The organism is Phyllobacterium sp. 628 (genome assembly GCF_014189505.1).
GTDB lineage: Bacteria > Pseudomonadota > Alphaproteobacteria > Rhizobiales > Rhizobiaceae > Phyllobacterium.
In genome coordinates this window covers 492679-511847 of record NZ_CP050301.1, presented here as the reverse complement: position 1 = coordinate 511847, position 19169 = coordinate 492679, and the positions used below count along the sequence as shown (strand labels likewise).

General features: G+C 57.2%; 20 protein-coding genes and 1 pseudogene. 9 read left to right on the top strand and 12 right to left on the bottom strand.

Going from position 1 to position 19169, the window contains the following annotated elements:
* Positions 1-182 precede the first annotated feature (182 nt).
* A complete protein-coding gene (locus HB779_RS04070) occupies positions 183-959 on the top strand; it encodes a Bax inhibitor-1/YccA family protein (RefSeq protein WP_188344525.1) in 777 nt (258 codons plus the stop codon).
* A 122-nt stretch (positions 960-1081) separates the two neighbouring features.
* Complete coding sequence (locus HB779_RS04065) at positions 1082-1630, top strand: GNAT family N-acetyltransferase (RefSeq protein WP_188344524.1); 549 nt, start codon at positions 1082-1084, stop codon at positions 1628-1630.
* Here the strand turns inward: HB779_RS04065 and HB779_RS04060 are convergent.
* The 4 genes and pseudogenes from HB779_RS04060 to acnA all read right to left on the bottom strand — a co-directional run bounded on the left by HB779_RS04060 (position 1627) and on the right by acnA (position 6059).
* On the bottom strand, positions 1627-1998 hold the full coding sequence (locus HB779_RS04060) for a DUF2794 domain-containing protein (RefSeq protein ID WP_188344523.1): 372 nt from the start codon (positions 1996-1998) through the stop codon (positions 1627-1629). The two genes, HB779_RS04065 and HB779_RS04060, sit on opposite strands and share 4 nt — an antisense overlap.
* 394 nt (positions 1999-2392) lie before the next feature.
* Positions 2393-2650 (bottom strand): DUF1223 domain-containing protein, encoded by a 258-nt coding sequence (locus HB779_RS25555; RefSeq protein WP_256440625.1) that lies wholly within the window; start codon positions 2648-2650, stop codon positions 2393-2395.
* Positions 2651-2772: 122 nt separating this feature from the next.
* Positions 2773-2997, bottom strand: a pseudogene (locus tag HB779_RS25550) (DUF1223 domain-containing protein); the annotation flags it as partial.
* Between the two features lie 374 nt (positions 2998-3371).
* Positions 3372-6059, bottom strand: coding sequence for an aconitate hydratase AcnA (gene acnA, locus HB779_RS04050; protein WP_188344522.1), 2688 nt, complete (start codon positions 6057-6059; stop codon positions 3372-3374).
* Positions 6060-6360: 301 nt separating this feature from the next.
* On the opposite strand from acnA, the gene ccmA reads away from it, so the two are divergent.
* From ccmA to HB779_RS04025, 5 genes are all read left to right on the top strand, one after another.
* Entirely contained in the window at positions 6361-6966 is a 606-nt protein-coding gene (gene ccmA / locus HB779_RS04045; protein ID WP_188344521.1) for a heme ABC exporter ATP-binding protein CcmA, read from the top strand.
* 234 nt (positions 6967-7200) lie between these two features.
* On the top strand, positions 7201-7866 hold the full coding sequence (gene ccmB, locus HB779_RS04040; RefSeq protein WP_188345765.1) for a heme exporter protein CcmB: 666 nt from the start codon (positions 7201-7203) through the stop codon (positions 7864-7866).
* 123 nt (positions 7867-7989) lie between these two features.
* Positions 7990-8757, top strand: coding sequence for a heme ABC transporter permease (locus HB779_RS04035; RefSeq protein ID WP_188344520.1), 768 nt, complete (start codon positions 7990-7992; stop codon positions 8755-8757).
* The gene (gene ccmD / locus HB779_RS04030) at positions 8754-8927 is read left to right on the top strand and encodes a heme exporter protein CcmD (RefSeq protein ID WP_188344519.1); all 174 of its coding nucleotides are present in this window, start codon (positions 8754-8756) and stop codon (positions 8925-8927) included. The genes HB779_RS04035 and ccmD overlap by 4 nt, the downstream gene beginning before the upstream one ends.
* Entirely contained in the window at positions 8924-9517 is a 594-nt protein-coding gene (locus HB779_RS04025) for a DsbE family thiol:disulfide interchange protein (RefSeq protein WP_188344518.1), read from the top strand. The genes ccmD and HB779_RS04025 overlap by 4 nt, the downstream gene beginning before the upstream one ends.
* A gap of 6 nt (positions 9518-9523) precedes the next feature.
* On the opposite strand, the gene HB779_RS04020 is transcribed toward HB779_RS04025, so the two are convergent.
* The 8 genes from HB779_RS04020 to HB779_RS03985 form a co-directional block, all read right to left on the bottom strand.
* A complete protein-coding gene (locus tag HB779_RS04020) occupies positions 9524-9955 on the bottom strand; it encodes a hypothetical protein (protein WP_188344517.1) in 432 nt (143 codons plus the stop codon).
* Between the two features lie 126 nt (positions 9956-10081).
* Complete coding sequence (locus HB779_RS04015; protein WP_188344516.1) at positions 10082-10741, bottom strand: septation protein A; 660 nt, start codon at positions 10739-10741, stop codon at positions 10082-10084.
* Entirely contained in the window at positions 10741-12168 is a 1428-nt protein-coding gene (gene ftsY / locus HB779_RS04010) for a signal recognition particle-docking protein FtsY (RefSeq protein WP_188345764.1), read from the bottom strand. Before ftsY ends, HB779_RS04015 begins: the two co-directional genes overlap by 1 nt.
* Positions 12169-12510: 342 nt before the next feature.
* Positions 12511-12753 carry a hypothetical protein gene (locus HB779_RS04005; protein ID WP_188346036.1) on the bottom strand — a complete coding sequence of 81 codons (243 nt, stop codon included), beginning with the start codon at positions 12751-12753 and terminating at the stop codon, positions 12511-12513.
* 23 nt (positions 12754-12776) lie between these two features.
* Positions 12777-14060 (bottom strand): tRNA (N(6)-L-threonylcarbamoyladenosine(37)-C(2))-methylthiotransferase MtaB, encoded by a 1284-nt coding sequence (mtaB, locus tag HB779_RS04000; protein ID WP_188344515.1) that lies wholly within the window; start codon positions 14058-14060, stop codon positions 12777-12779.
* On the bottom strand, positions 14060-14953 hold the full coding sequence (gene dapF / locus HB779_RS03995) for a diaminopimelate epimerase (protein ID WP_188344514.1): 894 nt from the start codon (positions 14951-14953) through the stop codon (positions 14060-14062). The genes mtaB and dapF overlap by 1 nt, the downstream gene beginning before the upstream one ends.
* A 131-nt stretch (positions 14954-15084) precedes the next feature.
* On the bottom strand, positions 15085-16095 hold the full coding sequence (locus HB779_RS03990; protein WP_188344513.1) for an NADP-dependent oxidoreductase: 1011 nt from the start codon (positions 16093-16095) through the stop codon (positions 15085-15087).
* A 125-nt stretch (positions 16096-16220) separates the two neighbouring features.
* Positions 16221-16979: a siderophore-interacting protein gene (locus HB779_RS03985; RefSeq protein ID WP_244642460.1), complete on the bottom strand. Its 759-nt coding sequence runs from the start codon at positions 16977-16979 to the stop codon at positions 16221-16223.
* A gap of 373 nt (positions 16980-17352) precedes the next feature.
* On the opposite strand from HB779_RS03985, the gene HB779_RS03980 reads away from it, so the two are divergent.
* Both HB779_RS03980 and zapE read left to right on the top strand, forming a co-directional pair.
* On the top strand, positions 17353-17901 hold the full coding sequence (locus HB779_RS03980; RefSeq protein WP_188344511.1) for a protease inhibitor Inh/omp19 family protein: 549 nt from the start codon (positions 17353-17355) through the stop codon (positions 17899-17901).
* Positions 17902-17966: 65 nt separating this feature from the next.
* Positions 17967-19139 carry a cell division protein ZapE gene (zapE, locus tag HB779_RS03975; RefSeq protein WP_188344510.1) on the top strand — a complete coding sequence of 391 codons (1173 nt, stop codon included), beginning with the start codon at positions 17967-17969 and terminating at the stop codon, positions 19137-19139.
* Positions 19140-19169: the final 30 nt, after the last annotated feature.

The window sequence follows — 19169 nt, the reverse complement described above, 5'->3', positions numbered from 1 at the left end:
AAAAGCGTAATACAGCGTGTTTTGGTGCCGTTGGAGCGCCAAAACACTCAATCTCGGGTTGATATGGCCTTGTTATTGCCACCTAGAATCCCCATAATTCAACCTAAGGCATGCTGGGGTCCCGCCAGCGGCGCCTGGGAATAACCCCCGACACCCGACGGGACGAAGCAGTGAGGAAAATCATGGCTGACTATCGCAACATCCAGGCCCGTACATCGGCCGGAGTGCGTGTGGACGCGGGGATCGATCAGGGTCTGCGCAGTTACATGCTCAAGGTCTACAATCTGATGGGGATCGGTCTCGCAGTGACCGGTCTTGCCGCGCTTGCAATCGTTTATCTTGCAACCACCAACGATCCTTCTCTGGCAGCGTATCAAATGTCCAATGGCAAGATGCTGACCAGCTTCGGTGTTGTTCTCTATACATCGCCGCTAAAGTGGGTGGTTATGCTCGCACCGCTTGCCGCAGTGTTCTTCCTGAGTTTCCGCATCAATAGCATGTCGGTCTCAGCCGCCCAGGCCACATTCTGGGTCTACGCTGCCCTTGTTGGCGCGTCGCTCTCGTCCGTGTTCCTGGTGTTCACATCAGGCAGCATTGTGCAGACGTTCTTTATCACCGCTGCGTCTTTTGGCGCGCTGTCGCTCTATGGCTACACGACGAAGCGTGACCTCTCCGGAATGGGTTCGTTCCTGTTCATGGGTCTGATCGGTATTCTTCTTGCCGGTCTGGTCAATATCTTCCTGCAGTCGAGCGCCTTGCAGTTCGCAATCTCTGCCATCGGTGTTCTGGTCTTTGCCGGCCTGACTGCCTATGACACGCAGCAGATCAAGGAAATGTACTACGAAGGCGACGATTCGGACTCCTATGGCCGCAAGGCAATCATGGGTGCGCTGCGTCTCTACCTCGACTTCATCAACATGTTCATGTTCCTGCTGCAGTTCCTTGGCAACCGCAACTGATCGCAGGTACTTGAAAAAACACGAGGGCAGCGGAAACGCTGCCCTTTTTGTTTGGCAATTGCGTTGCGGCTGACAAACGCTTAGTGCGTGCTCTGAAATGTTCATCAGGCTGACAGTGAACCATGACCAGCATCCATATCCGTCCGGCGCAACCCGCTGACCTTCCTGCCATTGCGGCCATCTATCGCGATGCGGTTTTGCACGGCACGGCGACCTATGAGATCGAGCCACCCGATCTGCCTGAGATGACCAGACGGTTCCATACAATAACCAGCGATGGCTTTCCCTACAGTGTGGCTGAGATTGATGGGGTGGTGATCGGCTATGCCTATGCCAGCCATTTCCGTACCCGCCCGGCTTATTGGTGGAGCGTCGAGGATTCGATCTACATTGCCCCGGAGGCCAAGGGGAAGGGCGTCGGCAAGGCGCTGCTGCAACAATTGATTACCGATTGCACAGCGCTCGGCTTTCGCCAGTTCATTGCTGTTATCGGCGACGGGCACGATAATTCTGCATCCGTTAAACTGCATACGCGTTGCGGCTTTACCCATTGCGGAACGATCCGGGGGTCAGGTTTCAAGCATGGCCGCTGGCTGGACACGGTGCTGATGCAACTCGATATGAACGGTGGTACGGCGACCTTGCCGGAGAAAGCGCCGCTGAAAGATTAGCTTTTGACCAGCCGCAAGGTCTTGTCGAAGACTTTGAGAACACGGTCGAGTTCCATGCCGCGCTTGAGAATAAGACCGCTGGCAGCGATGACGCTGTAAGCGCCCTGTTTGCGGGCGAGTTTCGGATTTTTCTCGATTCGGAACATCGGCACTTCGCTGGCCCGGCGGAACACGGAAAACACCGCGCGGTCCATCAGATGATCAATGGCATAGTCGCGCCATTCGCCTGAAGAAACCATGAAGCCATATATTCTGAGAATTTGATCAAGTTCCCGCCGGTTGAATGTAACGGGTAGATCACGTGCGCTGGAGAGTGAAATGAGTTTTGCCTGCTGTTGCGATTCGTCGCCACCTGCATTGCTGTCCATCAATCAATCCGCCTTCAAGATTTGCCGTATGACAACTGGATGACAGAAGGGTGACCTGTTCCGCCTATATTTACAAGTCTGTATGTGGCAAAAGCACCGTGAACTGAACATGAAATTATCGTCTATGAGATATTTTCACGAAGCAATACGCGCTGTTGCCATTGGTGATAGAGGGTCACATTTTCGCCATTTTGCGTACGCATTGCCGCCTGATTCCAGACCGAACATCCCCGTGTTGTCTGAGACGGTTCGGCCTTGAGCGGCCCGATACCCCAAGCCCCCCGCCCAAACGGGTTGTTCTGGCCGAACCATTCAGTCTCCCAAGGCAACAAGCCCCAAGACTTCAGGCTGGTTCTACCAGCCTGTTTTTGTTTCCAGGGAAAACTTTTTAAAATCAGGGCTTTGTCATGATCGAGGCGCCGATGATCGGGCCTGGTTGACCATCGCCGAGCATCTCCTGCAACAGCACCGCACAGCCTGACGCTTTCTTGCTGGCGATCTCGGTCAGCGGTATCTCGATCTTCTGCGCCTTGCCATCCCACATACCAACGGTTTCCATGGCGCGTACGCTGTTGGCATAACTGACGTTGCGTCCGCCGTTCTCACCATCAGGGATCGAAACAATGGTTTCCTTGTTGAAATAGGCAAGCACAACACGAACCGGATTTTTTGCTGCGGTGCCTTCGCCGATATTGATAACGAGGCGTTCCGCGGCATTTTTTCAATGGAAACCGGCACGGTAAGACCAGAATCACCGTTACGCATCTCATCGATTCGCCGGCGGATTCGGGTGCCATCCTGTCCATTCATATGTTCACGGCCATTGAGAATGGCTTGCGGCGTATAAACGCCGGTCAGGCCCAGCGCCTTACGGTAGGCATTCTGGCGTGCGGTGTTTTCCGGGAGGGCCAGATTGTCGACCCAGCCGCGATAATCCCAGTAATCGACATGAAAGGCGAGGGCGACGACTTTGCCTTCGCTGACGAGTTGCTTGAGCACGGCATCGGCGGGCGGACAGGAGCCGCAGCCCTGCGACGTATAAAGCTCGACCACACCATCCGGTTTTTTGCCGATACTCTCTGCACAGACCGGCCATGCGAACGCCGCTGCCGCAAGGAGCGGGCTGGCGATCAGAATGGCTTTGAGCGAGGTGTGCAGGGTCAAGGGTACGAGCTTTCTTCCCGAATTTTCTTACATTTATCTATGAGATTGATTGCCAGACAATTGATAGGGACAGGTTGTATCAAGAGGAAGTCACTTTGAGGTGAATTCGTCGGGGTTTGCCAGCAAATCCACTCTAAATATACCCAAAAGTGCACAAAAAAGACCGCCGGTTGCCCGGCGGCCTGTGTTTTGGCTAGTTTTCGCCCGATTTAGGCGGCGAGATCGCGCAGAACGTACTGCAGAATGCCGCCGTTCTTCAGATATTCCAGTTCGTCAATCGTATCGATGCGGCAGATCAGCGGCACCTGTTTGACCGTGCCGTCAGCGAAGGTGACCGTGGCATGGGTTTTCTGGCGCGGCTGGATCGTGGCAAGGCCTTCGATGGAGACGATTTCGTCACCCTTGAGACCCAGTGACTGCCAGCTCGTGCCATCTTCCAAGACGAATGGAACAATACCCATGCCGACCAGATTTGAGCGGTGAATGCGTTCGAACGACTGGGAAATCACGGCGCGGACGCCGAGAAGATTGGTGCCCTTGGCAGCCCAGTCACGCGACGAACCATTGCCGTATTCAATACCGGCGAAAATGACCAAAGGAACATTTTCGGTGCGGTACTGCATGGCCGCATCATAGATCGGCATTTCTTCTTTCGAAGGATAATGGAACGTGTAGCCACCTTCACGGCCGTTTTCGCCGAGCATGTGGTTGCGGATGCGGATGTTGGCGAAGGTGCCGCGCATCATGACTTCGTGATTGCCACGGCGTGTGCCGTACTGGTTGAAGTCGAGCGGTGCGACACCATGATCGGTGAGGTACTTGCCCGCGGGCGAAGCAGCCTTGATCGAACCGGCCGGAGAAATGTGGTCGGTGGTGATCTTGTCGCCGAAGAGACCAAGAATGCGCGCACCCTTGATGTCATTGACGATGCCGGGCGTCTTGCCCATGCCGACGAAGTAAGGCGGGTTCTGTACATAAGTCGAGTTATCGTCCCATGCGTACGTCTGGCCTTCCGGAATCTTGACGTCCTGCCAATTCTGATCGCCTTTGAACACATCCGCATACTTCTCGGAGAAGAGCTTGCGGGTGACGTTCTTGGTGATGAATTCCTGAATCTCGTGCGAGGACGGCCAGATATCCTTGAGGAACACCGGGTTGCCGTGCTGGTCTTCGCCGAGCGGCTCTGTGGTCAGATCTTTGGTAACTGAACCAGCCAATGCGTAGGCGACAACCAGCGGCGGGGAAGCCAGATAGTTGGCCTGAACATCCGGCGAGACACGGCCTTCGAAGTTACGGTTGCCCGAGAGGACAGCCGCCGCAATCAAGCCTTTGTCATTGATGGTCTTGGAGATGGGTGCCGGAAGCGGGCCCGAATTGCCGATGCAGGTGGTGCAGCCGAAACCGACCAGATTGAAACCGAGTTTGTCGAGTTCAACCTGCAGACCAGCGCTTTCGAGATAAGCGGCAACAACCTGCGAGCCGGGAGCCAGCGAGGTCTTGACCCAAGGCTTTGACTTCAGACCCTTGGCAGCAGCGTTGCGGGCGAGAAGGCCAGCAGCAATCAGCACGCTCGGATTTGAAGTGTTGGTGCAGGAGGTGATCGCCGCGATGGCAACGTCGCCATGGCCGAGATCGAAATCCTCGCCTTCCACGGGATAGCGGACATCAAGATGCGCCGTCTTCTTGTATTCCTTCTGCAGCGATTCGTGGAAACCGGCTGCAATGCCTTCCAGCGGAATACGGCCTTCCGGACGCTTTGGACCGGCCATGGATGGCACAACAGTGCTGAGTTCGAGTTCGAGCGTGTCGGTGAATACTGGATCGGGTGAGCCGGGTTCGCGCCACATGCCTTGCGCCTTGGAATAGGCTTCCACCAGCGCCAGACGATCTTCATCGCGGCCGGACATGTGCATGTAGTTGATGGTTTCACTGTCGATCGGGAAGAAGCCGCAGGTCGCGCCATATTCCGGACCCATATTGCCGATGGTGGCACGGTCAGCCAGCGTCATGCTTTCAAGGCCGGGGCCGAAGAATTCAACGAACTTGCCGACAACACCCTTCTTGCGCAGCATCTGCACGACGGTTAGAACCAGATCGGTTGCCGTCACACCTTCCTTGACCTTGCCGGTCAGGCGGAAGCCGATAACTTCCGGCAGAAGCATGGATACAGGCTGACCAAGCATGGAAGCTTCCGCTTCGATACCGCCCACGCCCCAGCCGAGTACGCCGAGGCCATTGACCATGGTTGTGTGCGAATCCGTGCCGACGCAGGTATCGGGATAGGCGACGGTGACGCCGTCTTCTTCCTTGGTCCAGACTGCCTGGGCCAGATATTCCAGATTGACCTGATGGCAGATACCGGTGCCGGGCGGAACAACGCGGAAGTTCTTGAACGCCTGCTGGCCCCATTTGAGGAAGCGGTAACGCTCGCCGTTGCGCTCATATTCCAGATCCACGTTGCGCTTGAAAGCCTGCGCGTTGCCGAACTCGTCAACAATAACCGAGTGATCGATGACCAGATCGACAGGCACCAGCGGATTGATTTTTTCGGGGTCGCCGCCGAGATTGACCATCGCATCGCGCATTGCTGCAAGATCCACAACAGCCGGAACACCGGTAAAGTCCTGCATGAGGACGCGGGCCGGACGATAGGCGATTTCTGCACCGGCACTGCCACGGTCGACGAGCCACTTGGCGACGTTTTCAATATCTTTCTTGAAAACAGAGCGGTTGTCTTCAAAGCGCAGCAAGTTTTCGAGGAGGACTTTCATGGAGAACGGGAGCTTGGAAATGCCTTCCAGTCCGTTTTTTTCAGCTTCGGTCAAGCTGTAATAGACATATTCCTTATTCCCTACGACGAGGGTTTTACGGCATTTGAAACTGTCAATTTGAGACATGTTGCGTCGTCCTTATGCTACAGCCTACACCCGGGACGAACGCCTTTGCCGCGTTTCAAGGACGCGCTAAGGTGCGGGTGCAGTCATTTCCGCTGTCCGTCCCGCTACAGGTCCGAAAAGGTGCCCGTATTTGAGATCGGCCAAAAATGGTTTCCACACCGACCGCTGGCATGGTTGACTGCTATATAGAGATTTTCGTCGATCTGTGCCAGACCGACATTCGTCAAAATTGCATGCTGCGTCGAAATGCACATGCATCAATTCGGGTGCCTGTCCGGGGCCCTTAAAGAGCGGGAATTATATGCGGTTAGTCGCCGAAAGTCTGGCAGGAGCACGGGGTGGGGAGGTATTGTTTTCCGGGCTAAGCTTTGCCGTTGCGTCGGGTGAGGCGCTTGTCATTACCGGTCCGAACGGCTCGGGGAAATCGACGCTGCTGCGAATCATCGCCGGCCTGCTGGAAAAAGCGGATGGTGGGATCAAGCTTGAAAACTCTGCTTCGGGTTTCGACAGCCTGACATCCGCCTGTCACTACCTTGGTCATCTCAATGGAATGAAGCCGGTACTGAGTGTTGAAGAGAATTTGCGGTTCTGGCAATCGTTCAACGGACCGGGCGATTATTCCCTCGTTGAGGCACTGGAACGCGTGCAGCTTGGCGATATCGGTCACCTTCCCTTCGGCTATCTCTCAACAGGTCAAAAGCGCCGCGCCAGCATTGCGCGGCTTCTCGTCAGTGAACGGCCCGTATGGCTGCTGGATGAGCCGACGGCGGGTTTGGACAAGGCGTCGGAAGAACAGTTTGCAGAATTGATGCGCGAACATCTGGCGAAGGATGGGATTGTGATTGCGGCTACCCATTTACCGCTTGGGCTGGATGGTGCACAGGAACTCGTGATGGGAGGAGAGTGATGGAAACTGATATTTGCCCCCCATCCCGGACTTGCGGTCCGACTCGCCCCACGTCGGGGGAGGGTGTGGCGCATATAACTTTGAGTTCAGAGACTCTTTCAGCAAATGCACTGGTCGAGTTTCTGTCTCGATGCTGCCGCTTCTTACCCTCCCCCAACGTGAGGAGGGTCGCTGCGCAGCAGCGGGATGGGGGAACAGCTTGTGCTGCCAAAGAAACTCGGGAGTGCAATCCTGATGCTGGCGCTGTTTCTCCGCGATATCAGGCTGGGGCTGCGCGCCGGAGGCGGGGTGCTGGTCGGTATCCTGTTTTTTCTGGCGGTGATTGCGGTTGTTCCCTTTGGTGTGGGACCGGATTTGAAACTGCTTGCCCGCATTGGGGCGGCAATGCTGTGGATCGGGGCGCTGCTGGCGACGCTGCTCGGGCTCGATCGCCTTTTTCAGGCAGATCGGGATGATGGTTCACTCGACATACTGATCATGGCGTCCGAACGGCATATGCTGGCGGTGACGGTTCTCATCAAATGTCTGGCGCACTGGACCACCAGTGTGCTGCCGCTGGTCATTGCCTCGCCACTGCTCGGCCTGTTCATGAATATGGAACCGGCTGCCATCGGCGCAACGACGTTGACCCTGCTGGTAGGGACGCCAGCGATCACCTTGATCGGCGCGGTCGGAGCGGCCGTTGCCGTGGCGCTGCCGCGCGGCGGCCTGCTGGTCTCGGTCATTATCCTGCCGCTGACCATTCCGGTGCTGATTTTCGGAGTATCGGCGGCTTATGGTGCGGTTGAGGACCCGGCGCCTTTTATCGCGCCGTTCCTTATTCTCACTGCAATTACCCTGTTCTTTGCGGTGATCGGGCCATTTGCCGCGGCCGCCGCATTGAAATCATCTGCGGATTGACATGTCAGGTCTTGCTCGGGATCATGCGAAAGTGAATAGCGCAAAGAAGCATGGAAAGTTGGACGAGCCCGTGTTTCATCTGGACCGGTTCCATTTAAACACCCGTTGTTCTAAGAGAACGCCATGAGTGAAACAGTTTCAAGAACCGGCCGCTGGGTCGATCTGGCCAATCCCACGAAATTTCTCAATTTTGCCGGGGCGGTATTGCCGTGGCTGGGTGTGGTCACGGTGCTGGTTCTGCTCGCCGGTCTGTGGATGACTGTTCAGGCGCCGGATGACTATCAGCAGGGATCGACCGTCAAGATCATGTTCATCCATGTGCCTTTCGCCTGGCTGTCGATGATGTGTTATACGATCATGAGCCTGTCGGCATTGGGCACGCTGGTCTGGCGGCATCCGTTGGCGGATGTTTCAGCCAAGGCTGCCGCTCCGATCGGAGCGGCTTTTACCGCACTGGCGCTGATCACCGGTTCCCTATGGGGCAGGCCGATGTGGGGCACATGGTGGGTGTGGGATGCGCGCCTGACCTCGGTGTTTGTGCTGTTCCTGATGTATCTCGGCATCATCGCGCTGACGCGCGCCATGGATGATCCGGCGAAGTCCGCCAGGGCAACAGCGATCCTGACGCTGGTCGGCTTCATCAATATTCCAATCATCAAATTCTCGGTCGACTGGTGGAATACGCTGCACCAACCTGCTTCGGTGTTTCGCATGGGCGGTCCGACGATAGATCCGTCGCTGCTCTGGCCGTTGCTGATCATGGCGGTTGGTTTCACGCTGCTATTTTTTACCCTGCACATGATGGCCATGCGCAATGAAATCTGGCGCAGACGGGTTGTTGCCATGCGCCGCATCGCCGCCCGCAGTGCCGAGCGGAGGGGAACGCGATGACCGCTCATACCGCATTCGTGCTGGCGTCCTATGGAACCTCTGTCGTGGTGCTTGCCGCGCTCATCGGCTGGATTTTCATTGATCAGCGGGTGCAGCGCCGCGCCTTGCAGGAACTGGAAACGCGCGGTATCAGGCGGCGTTCGGAAGTACAGGCGGATAACGCGTCGTGAGCGGTCCAGACATTAACGGTATACCGCGCAAGCGCCTTTCGCTGTTTGCTTTCCTGCCGCTGGTGCTGTTCGTGGTGCTGGCGGGGATTTTTGCCTTTCAGCTGGCGCTGGGACGCGATGAATCGGTCATCCCATCGGCCCTGATTGGCAAGCCTGCGCCCAATCTTACGCTGCCGGCACTGGCGGGGCTGACGAAGAATGGTGTAGCTGTTCCGGGTATTGATCCTACGTCTTTCAAAGACCAGCTGACGCTGGTCAATGTGTTCGGGTCCTGGTGCGTGCCGTGCCGTGCCGAGCATCCGCTGTTGATGCAACTGGCAAAAGACAAGCGGTTCCGGCTGGCCGGTCTCAATTACAAGGACAAGGACGACAACGCGCTGAAATTTCTTGGCGAGCTGGGCAATCCGTTTGATCTGGTGGGCGTGGATGCGAGCGGCCGGGCGGGAATTGAATGGGGCGTTTACGGTGTGCCGGAGACATTCCTCGTCGGCCGAGATGGCACCATACTCTACAAGCATGTTGGCCCGTTCAGCGAGGCATCGATCCGTGATGATCTGATGCCTGTGATCGAGAAAGCTCTAAAGCCTTAAAACCGTTTATTCGCTGTCCACCATGGCATAGCGGCGCACCCACCCGGCGGCACGCGTCGCCGCTTCCGCTGTGCTGTCATAGGCATGTTCCAGCGGAACGCCAATCATGCGGTAACCGAACGAGGTCTTTTGCGCGACTGTCACCGGCGCATCGACCGGGATGCCCAAAGCAATGGTATCAATCGGCCGGTCTTGTGCAGGGGAGGGAACGACGATGGCGCGGCTGGCAACCAGCGCGGACGGATGTTTCGCCTTGATGGTGCAGGTTGCCGTGATCAGCGGATAATCAACGCCAGCGGTCTTGCGAATCTGGTTTGCCAGATCGGCTCGGCAATCCTGAACGTTGGCCCAGCCTGCATCTGCCGTCTTGATGTATTCGCAGATTTTTGCATCGCAATCGCAACCCATCAGGGTCATGACGATGAAGGCCGTTTTCATGGCGCGCGCTCTTTCGGGGACAGAATTGCCGGTGGCGCGATATTAGAGCGCGGATCGCGGCGGGATTTCGACGCGATCCGTCTGGAATTGTGATTCTTTTCAGCCCAATTGTGGCAACAAGAACGCTTATTTGTCTTTGCTTTTGCCGGTGAGCGGCTCAAGCGAATGTTTCATCACCAGCGGCATCTGCGCAAAAGTGAACAGTAGCGTGATCGGCATGGTGCCCCAAACCTTGAAGGCGACCCAGAAATCTGTCGAAAAACTGCGCCAGACCACTTCGTTCAACACAGCAAGAAAAAGGAAGAAGATACCCCATCGCATGGTCAGCTTGCGCCAGCCGTCGGCGTCAAGCTTGAAGGCGCTGTCAAAGACATAACCGAGCAATGATTTGCCGAAGTAAAGACCGCCGAGCAGGATGATGCCGAACATGGCGTTGATGATGGTCGGCTTGATCTTGATGAAGTTTTCGTCATGCAACCATAGCGTCAATCCGCCGAACACCAGAACGACAATGCCTGATATGAGCGGCATGATCGGCAGGCTGCGCAGCATGATCCACGAGACGACAAGAGCCGCCACCGTTGCGGCCATGAACAGCGCGGTGGCAAGAAAGATCGGCTCGCCGATATGGGCAAGCACCGGAAAACGTTCGATCAGCCATTCGCCGCGGGCGTTGGCAAAGAAGAACACCATCAGAGGGCCCATCTCGATTGCCAGTTTCAGCAATGGATTGACGGTCTTGTGGGCCGGGTCCGATGGATCGCGTTCGAATACGGATTGGTCCATCATGCAACTCCTGCGATGGCTTTGGCAAAATCTTTGGCGGCGAAGGGCTCGAGATCTTCGACCTGCTCGCCTACCCCGATGAAATAGACGGGTAATTTGTGCTTGGCCGAAATGGCAACGAGAATGCCACCGCGCGCCGTCCCGTCAAGCTTGGTCATGACAAGACCATTGACGCCTGCGATGTTCTTGAAAATCTCGACCTGATTGAGCGCGTTCTGCCCGGTGGTGGCATCGAGTGTCTGAAGCACCGTGTGCGGTGCTTCCGGATCATTCTTGCCGAGTACGCGGACGATCTTGGCAAGCTCATCCATCAGTTCGGTGCGGTTTTGCAATCGTCCGGCGGTGTCGATGATCAGAACGTCGCTTCCCGCTTCCTTGGCCTGTTGCCAAGCATCAAAGGCGAGACCTGCGGCGTCGGCGCCGAGCTTTGAGGAAACAACCGGTGCACCTGTGCGCTGACCCCAGATATGCAACTGTTCGATTGCAGCGGCGCGGAACGTGTCGCCTGCGGCCAGCATGACGCTGAGGCCGCCAGCGGTGAGCTTGGCAGCGAGCTTGCCGATGGTGGTGGTCTTGCCGGTGCCGTTGACGCCGACGACAAGGATGACATGCGGTTTGTGCGACAGGTCAAGTTCCAGCGGCTTGGCGACGGGCGCGAGCACTTTCTCGATTTCGGTCGCCATGATGGTGCGGACTTCTTCCGAGCTGATATCCTTGCCATAGCGGGTGGCGCTTAGCGTGCCGGTGATACGAATTGCGGTTTCCATGCCGAGATCGGCCTGGATCAGCACATCTTCGAGGTCCTGCAGTGTGTCTTCATCGAGCTTGCGGCGGGTAAAGATGCCGCCGATGGAATCACCCAATTGCTGCGAAGAGCGCGACAGACCCTTGCGCAGGCGTTCAAACCAGGAGAGGCGCTTTTCGGGTTCGGGCGCAGCAGGCTCTGCCGCCCGCTTTTCCTCGACTGTCCTGGTGACTGTTACTTTTGACGAGGCAGGCTTGGCAGGAGCAACCGGCTCGACCGGCACAGGAACATCAATGACGGGTTCCTGCACATGTACCGGTGGTGTCAGAACTTCCGAGAGTGTCTGCTCGAACGGCTCTTCGGCAATGTTCACCGGAATGGGCAATTCTTCTTCGACCGGGGGAATAACTGGTTCCGGCTCAGCCAATGTTGGGTCTGCCGACTTTTCTATGTTGGTCGGCTTGGCGCCTTCACCCTCCCCCAACGTGGGGAGGGTCGATGCGTTAGCATCGGGGAGGGGGGCTTCTTCCGCAATCGAACGGTCAGCTTCAGGTTCAGGTGGTCGAGATGCAATCTCCCCCCCACCCCGGCCCTTCGGTCCGACCCTCCCCACGCGGGGGGAGGGTGGAGCCAATCTCCGATAGCTCAGCCGTTGGCTCTTCAGTGATCGGCTCAACAACATCCGGCGCTGCGTCAACGGGAATTTCCGGTTCTACCGGTTGTTCTATATTGGTCGGCTTGGCACTTTCACCCTCCCGCAACGTGGGGAGGGTCAATGCGTCAGCATCGGGAAGGGGGGCTTCTTCTGTAATCGGATGGTCAGCTTCAAGTTCAGGTGTTTGAGGTTTGTCTTCCCCCCACCCCGGCCCTTCGGTCCGACCCTCCCCACGTGGGGGGGAGGGTGGAGCCAATCTCCGATAGCTCAGCCCTTGGTTCTTCAATGATTGGCGCAACAACAATAGGTGCTGCTTCAACGAGAATTTCCGGTTCTGCCGGTTGTTCTATATTGGTCGGCTTGGCACTTTCACCCTCCCCCAAAGTGGGGAGGGTCGATGCATCCGCATCGGGGAGGGGGGGTGATTTGCTCATCAGAGGCAATAGGCAGGGCTTCCTGCGCAGTTGTATCCTCATAGACCTGCTCGGTTGTCGGCTGGACCAGCGCTTCCAGCGCTGGTGCTTCCAGTGCTGGCACCGGCGTTTCCGCAGGTACCTCTTCGACAGTCTTCTTGCCGAAAGAAAATATCTTTTTGATAAAACCCAGAGCCATGAATGCTGCTTTGCTTGTTCTGTTTACGCTGCGCGCCGGTCGCGGTGAGCGGCCAGCAGCTTGTCGCCGTCATGTCCGCTGATCGGCCGTTCAATGATTTCGCCAGGCACACCGCCATCGATGCCAACGAGAGTAAAACCTTCCGAGCGGCCAAGACCTTCGCGTTCGACCAGAATTTTCTGAGTCGTGCCAACAAGACGGTCCAGATGAACGCGATACGCCGCATCACCCGCCGCGCGCAGCCGGGCGGCGCGGGCCTTGACGATCTGGCGATTCACCTGCGGCATGCGCGCGGCGGGTGTGCCTTCACGCGGGCTGAAGGGAAAGACGTGCAGATGGGTCAATCCACATTCTTCGACAATGCGGAGGGAGTTTTCGAACATCTCATCGGTCTCGGTGGGGAAACCGGCAATGATATCGGCGCCGAACACAATATCGGGCCGGATATTGCGAACATTTTCACAGAATTCGATGGAGTTTTCGCGCAAATGGCGGCGCTTCATACGCTTCAAGATCATGTTGTCGCCGGACTGCAATGAGAGATGCAGATGCGGCATCAGGCGGTTCTCAGTGGCAAGCGCCTCCATCAAATCGTCATCGGCTTCGATGGAATCGATGGATGACAGGCGCAGGCGTTTCAGATCCGGCACCTGGCCGAGCACGGTCTTTACCAGTTTGCCAAGACGAAGGGCGCCCGGCAGATCAGGACCATAGCTGGTCATGTCAACGCCGGTCAGAACGACTTCGTTATAGCCATTGCCGACCAGTCGCTTGACCTGATCGACCACGCCGCCCATCGGCACGGAGCGGGAATTGCCGCGGCCGTAAGGGATAATGCAGAAGGTGCAGCGATGGTCACAGCCATTTTGCACCTGCACAAAGGCGCGGGCCCGTCCCTCGATGGCATCGACCATATGGGAGGCGGTTTCGCGCACTTCCATAATGTCGTTGACGCGCACCTTCTCGAACTGGTTGACGCCGAAATCCGGCAGCATGCGGTAAGAGTTGGATTTCAGCTTTTCCTCGTTGCCGAGAACAAGATCGACCTCGTCCATCGCGGCAAATTCATCGGCCCCGGTTTGAGCGGCGCAGCCGGTTACGATAATGCGCGCCTGCGGATTGTCGCGGCGCGCCTTGCGGATCGCCTGCCGTGCCTGCCGTACGGCCTCGCTGGTGACAGCACAGGTGTTGAAGATGATCGCGCCATTTTCCAAAGTACCGAGTCCAGCAGCGTCGGCCTCGCGCTTCATCACCTCGGATTCGTAGGTGTTGAGGCGGCAGCCAAAGGTGACGACATCAACCGCCATCAGGCAACTCCCTGCGAAGGTGCCGTCTCGTCGCGCTGCCAAGCACCGGTCGCGGGATCAAACGAGCCGGAAAATTCCCATTCAGCCGGGCCGGTCATCAGGACATGGTCGTTCTCGAGCCATTCGATGACCAGCGGACCACCGGGAACGGTTACAGTGACGGCACGTTCGGTGCGGCCCGTACGGGCAGCGGAAACGGCCGACGCACAGGCAGCCGAGCCGCAAGCGCGGGTCAGGCCAGCGCCGCGTTCCCACGTGCGCAGGGTGATCGCGTTGCGGCTGGTTACATGGGCAATGGAGATATTGGCGCGTTCGGGGAAAATCGGATGGTTTTCCAGCAGCGGACCAAACCGTTCGAGATCATAGGTCCAGACATCTTGATCGACCCAGAAGATCGCATGTGGATTTCCCATGCTGACGACGGATGGCGAATGCAGCACCGGCGCATCGATGGGCCCGATCTGCAATTCGATCTGGCGTGTGTCATGGAAAGCTTCGGCAAGCGGAATATCCTGCCAGTCAAAGCGCGGCTTGCCCATATCGACGGAGATCAAGCCGTCGGGATGCTCGTGGGCAGTGAGAATTCCGGCGATGGTTTCAAAGGTGAATTCACGCTTGCCGGTTTCCGCGGCCAGTGCCTGCACCACGCAGCGCATGCCATTGCCGCAGGTCTGGGCCTGCGTGCCATCGGAATTGATGATCTCGATAAACGCCTCGGTATCAGGGCGGCGCGGCGCATGGATGGCCATGATCTGGTCGAATTTGGTGGCGGGGTCGTGATCCAGCGCAATGGCAGCAGCGGGAACAATATGATCCCCACGGCCACGCATGTCGGCAACGATGATTTCGTTGCCAAGCCCGTTCATCTTTGCAAATTGCGCGCGCTCTGCCATGCTTCCGTCAGCCTGTATTGCCGTTTTTATGTCAATAGAGGGCTTATATGGCGGAAAAGGTGAAGAATTGCCAGTGCCAGGCGCTGCAAAGGCCAGTCAAAGCTGCGTCATTGGCGCGCGCTGGCCGCCAATCAGGCCACCTTGATCACCAGCTTGCCGAAATTGCGCCCCTCGAGCAGACCCATGAACGCTTCAGGCGCATTGGCAAGACCATCGACAATATCTTCGCGGTATTTCACCTCGCCACTGCGCAGCCAGCCGCTCATTGCTTCGGCGAAGGCCGGGCGCTGATCGATAAATTCGCGCTGGATGAAGCCGCGTATGGTCAGGCTCTTGGTCAGAATTGCGCGCATTGTGGTGGCCAGTCTGTCCTTCCCCGAAAAATCAAGTCCGTTATACTGGGCGATCAGTCCACAAACCGGCACACGGGCAAAGGGATTGAGCAGTGGAAACACCGCATCCCAGACTGCACCGCCGACATTTTCGAAATAGACATCGATGCCGTTGGGGCAGGCGTCTTTGAGCTGGTCGGCAAAGTCCGGTGCGCGGTGATCGATGGCAGCGTCAAAGCCGAGCTCATTTTTGATGAAAGCGCATTTATCCGGTCCACCAGCGATCCCCACGGCGCGGGCACCCTTGATTCGCGCGATCTGGCCAACGGTTGCACCGACAGGACCGCTGGCCGCAGCGACGACGACGGTTTCACCGGGTTTCGGCTGGCCGATGGTCAAAAGGCCGGTATAGGCGGTGAAACCCGGCATGCCGAGAATACCAACAGCGGTGGAAAGCGGCGCAGCTTTGGGGTCGAGTTTGCGCAGGCCAATGCCGTTCGAGATGGCATAGCTCTGCCAGCCGGAATGGGAGAGAACGATATCGCCGGCGGTGTAATCCGGGTGATTGCTGGTCACAACTTCGGCCACCGTGCCGCCTTCCATGACACCGTCAATGGCGACGGGAGCGGCGTAGGATTTCGCATCGTCCATGCGGCCGCGCATATAGGGATCAAGCGACAGGAACAGGATTTTCAGCAGCAGTTCCCCATTTCCCGGCACAGGGATGGGCTGTTCCTCAATACGGAAGTTTTCCGGTTTCACACGACCCTGCGGACGTGAGGCCAGAACGATACGGGTGTTGTAGGACATGGTCTGCTCCTTCATGTGGAAGGCGGCGACCCTAGAATAAATTTTTTCGTGCGGAAACAGGATTGGCTCCGCATAAATAAACTTGCTCTATCCCAGCTGAATTAACCCGGCAATTGTAGGAATTATCAGTGTGGCTCGTGTGCATCGGCGATGCCGCGCAGCCAATAGCCTGCGGCCTTGACCCATTCGCCATTGAAACCGCGTTCTTCAACGAGATGATTACGCACGGATTTCGAAATGCTGCTTTCGCAGGCTACGAACGCATAGCAATCACCCTCCGGGAGAGCGAGGCTTTTGACCGTGCGCAGTAGAAGGTCATTGTTGCCGGCTTGCGCGCCGTTGCGATGAACCCAGATGATCTCGGCCTTGGCGCTGGTCGCAAGATTCTGTTCCTCGGACTTGTCAGCAACTTCGATCACCGCGACCACACGGGCAGTTGCAGGCAATTCTTCGAGACGGCGGCCAATGGCGGGAAGGGCTGTTTCGTCGCCGGCAAGGAAATACCAGTCATAGGCATCGGGAATGACCATGGAGCCACGCGGGCCGCCAATGACAATCTGCTGGCCGGGTTTTGCCTGAGCTGCCCACGACGAGGCAGGTCCATCACCGTGCAGCACAAAATCGATATCGAGCGTCTTTGTCGCGGGGTGATAGGAACGCGGCGTGTAATCGCGCATTTCGGGGCGGGGCTGGCCTTCGGGGAAAATAGCGCCCTGAGGACCGACCACCGGAACAATCGGACCGCTTCCTGCCGGCGGGAAGAAAATCTTGATATGATCGCCATAGCCGGGGCTGACAAACCCTTCCAGCTCATCGCCGGACAAAGTGATGCGCACCATCAGGGGCGTCAGGTGTTTGACTTCCTGCACATCGAGGAGGCGCATGCGGATTTCATGGCGGATTCGCTGGGGTGTTTTATTTATGAGTGTCATACTCAAGAAATACCCATCCGCTCGGCGAACTTCAATGGGAAGTTTCACACATTTGCGTTATTGCCATCATAAGACTTTATTCACCTTAAAATGGTTGACTTGAACAAGTTTATGGCTTCCAGCCAATCGGGATGACTCTGGATAGTGTGGCGATATTGCCAGTTCAGGGAGTTTTTGATGCTTCTGCCCTGCGGAACGGCCGGAAACAGGCCGGTTTTGCCGCCCGGCGGGTTGAAATTTGGCTGCGATATCCTTTGTATCGTGGTTACCAATGCCAAGTCGAATCGCATTTTTTCTGTTTGATGCGTAGATGGAGAGTAAGACTATGGGGACTTTGAACGTCAATTTGCTGGCCGTTGCCGCTGTTGGCATGGTTCTGGCCGGTTGCCAGAGCACGCGCTTTGACAATGACATGGACCGTGTCACACCCCGGCCGGCTCCATTGCAGTCCGCGCCATCCGGATCTGTGACGCAGAGCCAGCTGCCGCCGCCCGGTGGTGCCAGTCAGTTTCCGACTGCACCAACGACCGGCAATGGCGCTGCGCCGGGCGCACAGGGCACGCAGGTGGCCTCGCTGCCGCCAGCAAATGCGCCCGATGTTACTGCCAGCAGTGTTGCCGGCGTGTGGAATGCGTCTCTCGGCGGCCAGAGCTGCAAGATCGCGACACCGCAAACGAAATTCGGTCAGGGCTATCGTGCCGGTCCGCTGCGTTGCCCGGGTGAACTTGCCAACCTGTCGTCGTGGGCAGTCAGCGGCAAACAGCTGACCCTCTATGATGCAGCGGGCGGTACAGTTGCGCGGCTCTATTCCTCCGGGTCCTCGCGCTTCGACGGCCAGACATCTGGCGGACAGAACGTCAGCCTGTCGCGCTAAGCCAAAACATTGGGAGTGTGCGGCGACAGCCCGTCTGCCGCACACATCCGGAGACTGCCGTTCGCATGTCGCACGATAATCTGAAAGTGTTTCCCTCCGTGCGCGAGCGTTATGATTCGCTCGTGCAAGCGGGGGATATTGACGCGGACCCCGCACAACAGCGCCTTGCTGACCGGTTTGACCGGTTGATCCGTGAACTTTCCACAAAGCGGCTTGCCACCAAATCCAGTGCGCTGGGCTGGCTGTTCAGCCGCCGCGCGCCACAGCATGAGGTGATCAAGGGTCTCTATATCCATGGCGAGGTCGGGCGCGGCAAGACCATGTTGATGGATATGTTTCATCAGCTTGTTCCGGCCAAACGCAAGCGCCGCGCGCATTTTCTTGATTTCATGGCCGATGTGCACGAACGCATCAACGCTCATCGCAAGGCGCACAAGAACGGCGAAACCAAGCAGGATGATCCCATTCCTCCGGTGGCCGATGCCCTGGCAGAACAGGCTTGGGTGTTGTGTTTCGACGAATTCTCAGTGACCGATATAGCTGATGCGATGATCCTGTCGCGGCTGTTCCGGGCATTGTTCGAGCGTGGTGTCGTTCTGGTGGCAACATCGAATGTGGAACCGGACAATCTCTATCGTGATGGGCTCAACCGCCAGCTGTTCCTGCCGTTCATCGATCTGCTGAAAGTCCATGTCGATGTCGTCAATCTTGACGCGCGCACCGACTACCGGCTCGAAAAGCTCAACCGTCTGCCGGTCTATTTGTCGCCGCTGGGTGAAGAGACAACGCAGCGTATGGATGACGCTTGGCACGCCGCAACCGATGGTGCGGCGGTGGTCGCGGACAGTTTCAAGGTGAAGGGCCGCAATGTCGTTGTTCCGCAGTCCGCGCGGCATGCGGCGCGGTTCACATTTGCCGATTTGTGCTCCAAACCCTTGGGCGCGCTGGACTATGCCGCCATTATCTCGCGCTACCAGACGATCTTCATCGATGATGTGCCGATCCTTGATTATGGCAGGCGCAATGAAGCCAAACGCTTCATTATCCTCATTGATATTTTCTACGATCACCATGTGCATGTGGTGATTTCAGCGGCAGCTTCACCGGACAAGCTTTATGAGGCCAAGCTCGGTACAGAGGCATTCGAGTTCGACCGAACCGCATCGCGGTTGTTTGAAATGCAAAGCGAAGATTATCTGGCGGAAACCGCGGGCGGCGCCAAAGAGGCCACGGCTTAATCGTCTGCCGCACTGTGGCTGTTTTCCTCC

Bases quoted from the DNA above. Each gene is read 5' to 3' on its own strand.
- HB779_RS04070 (WP_188344525.1), top strand. From the start codon at position 183: ATGGCTGACTATCGCAACATCCAGGCCCGTACATCGGCCGGAGTGCGT.
- HB779_RS04065 (WP_188344524.1), top strand. From the start codon at position 1,082: ATGACCAGCATCCATATCCGTCCGGCGCAACCCGCTGACCTTCCTGCC.
- HB779_RS04060 (WP_188344523.1), bottom strand. From the start codon at position 1,998: ATGGACAGCAATGCAGGTGGCGACGAATCGCAACAGCAGGCAAAACTC.
- acnA (WP_188344522.1), bottom strand. From the start codon at position 6,059: ATGTCTCAAATTGACAGTTTCAAATGCCGTAAAACCCTCGTCGTAGGG.
- ccmA (WP_188344521.1), top strand. From the start codon at position 6,361: ATGCGGTTAGTCGCCGAAAGTCTGGCAGGAGCACGGGGTGGGGAGGTA.
- ccmB (WP_188345765.1), top strand. From the start codon at position 7,201: ATGCTGGCGCTGTTTCTCCGCGATATCAGGCTGGGGCTGCGCGCCGGA.
- HB779_RS04035 (WP_188344520.1), top strand. From the start codon at position 7,990: ATGAGTGAAACAGTTTCAAGAACCGGCCGCTGGGTCGATCTGGCCAAT.
- ccmD (WP_188344519.1), top strand. From the start codon at position 8,754: ATGACCGCTCATACCGCATTCGTGCTGGCGTCCTATGGAACCTCTGTC.
- HB779_RS04020 (WP_188344517.1), bottom strand. From the start codon at position 9,955: ATGAAAACGGCCTTCATCGTCATGACCCTGATGGGTTGCGATTGCGAT.
- HB779_RS04015 (WP_188344516.1), bottom strand. From the start codon at position 10,741: ATGGACCAATCCGTATTCGAACGCGATCCATCGGACCCGGCCCACAAG.
- ftsY (WP_188345764.1), bottom strand. From the start codon at position 12,168: ATGTTGTTGAGCCGATCACTGAAGAGCCAACGGCTGAGCTATCGGAGA.
- HB779_RS04005 (WP_188346036.1), bottom strand. From the start codon at position 12,753: ATGGCTCTGGGTTTTATCAAAAAGATATTTTCTTTCGGCAAGAAGACT.
- mtaB (WP_188344515.1), bottom strand. From the start codon at position 14,060: ATGGCGGTTGATGTCGTCACCTTTGGCTGCCGCCTCAACACCTACGAA.
- dapF (WP_188344514.1), bottom strand. From the start codon at position 14,953: ATGGCAGAGCGCGCGCAATTTGCAAAGATGAACGGGCTTGGCAACGAA.
- HB779_RS03990 (WP_188344513.1), bottom strand. From the start codon at position 16,095: ATGTCCTACAACACCCGTATCGTTCTGGCCTCACGTCCGCAGGGTCGT.
- HB779_RS03985 (WP_244642460.1), bottom strand. From the start codon at position 16,979: ATGCGCCTCCTCGATGTGCAGGAAGTCAAACACCTGACGCCCCTGATG.
- HB779_RS03980 (WP_188344511.1), top strand. From the start codon at position 17,353: ATGGGGACTTTGAACGTCAATTTGCTGGCCGTTGCCGCTGTTGGCATG.
- zapE (WP_188344510.1), top strand. From the start codon at position 17,967: ATGTCGCACGATAATCTGAAAGTGTTTCCCTCCGTGCGCGAGCGTTAT.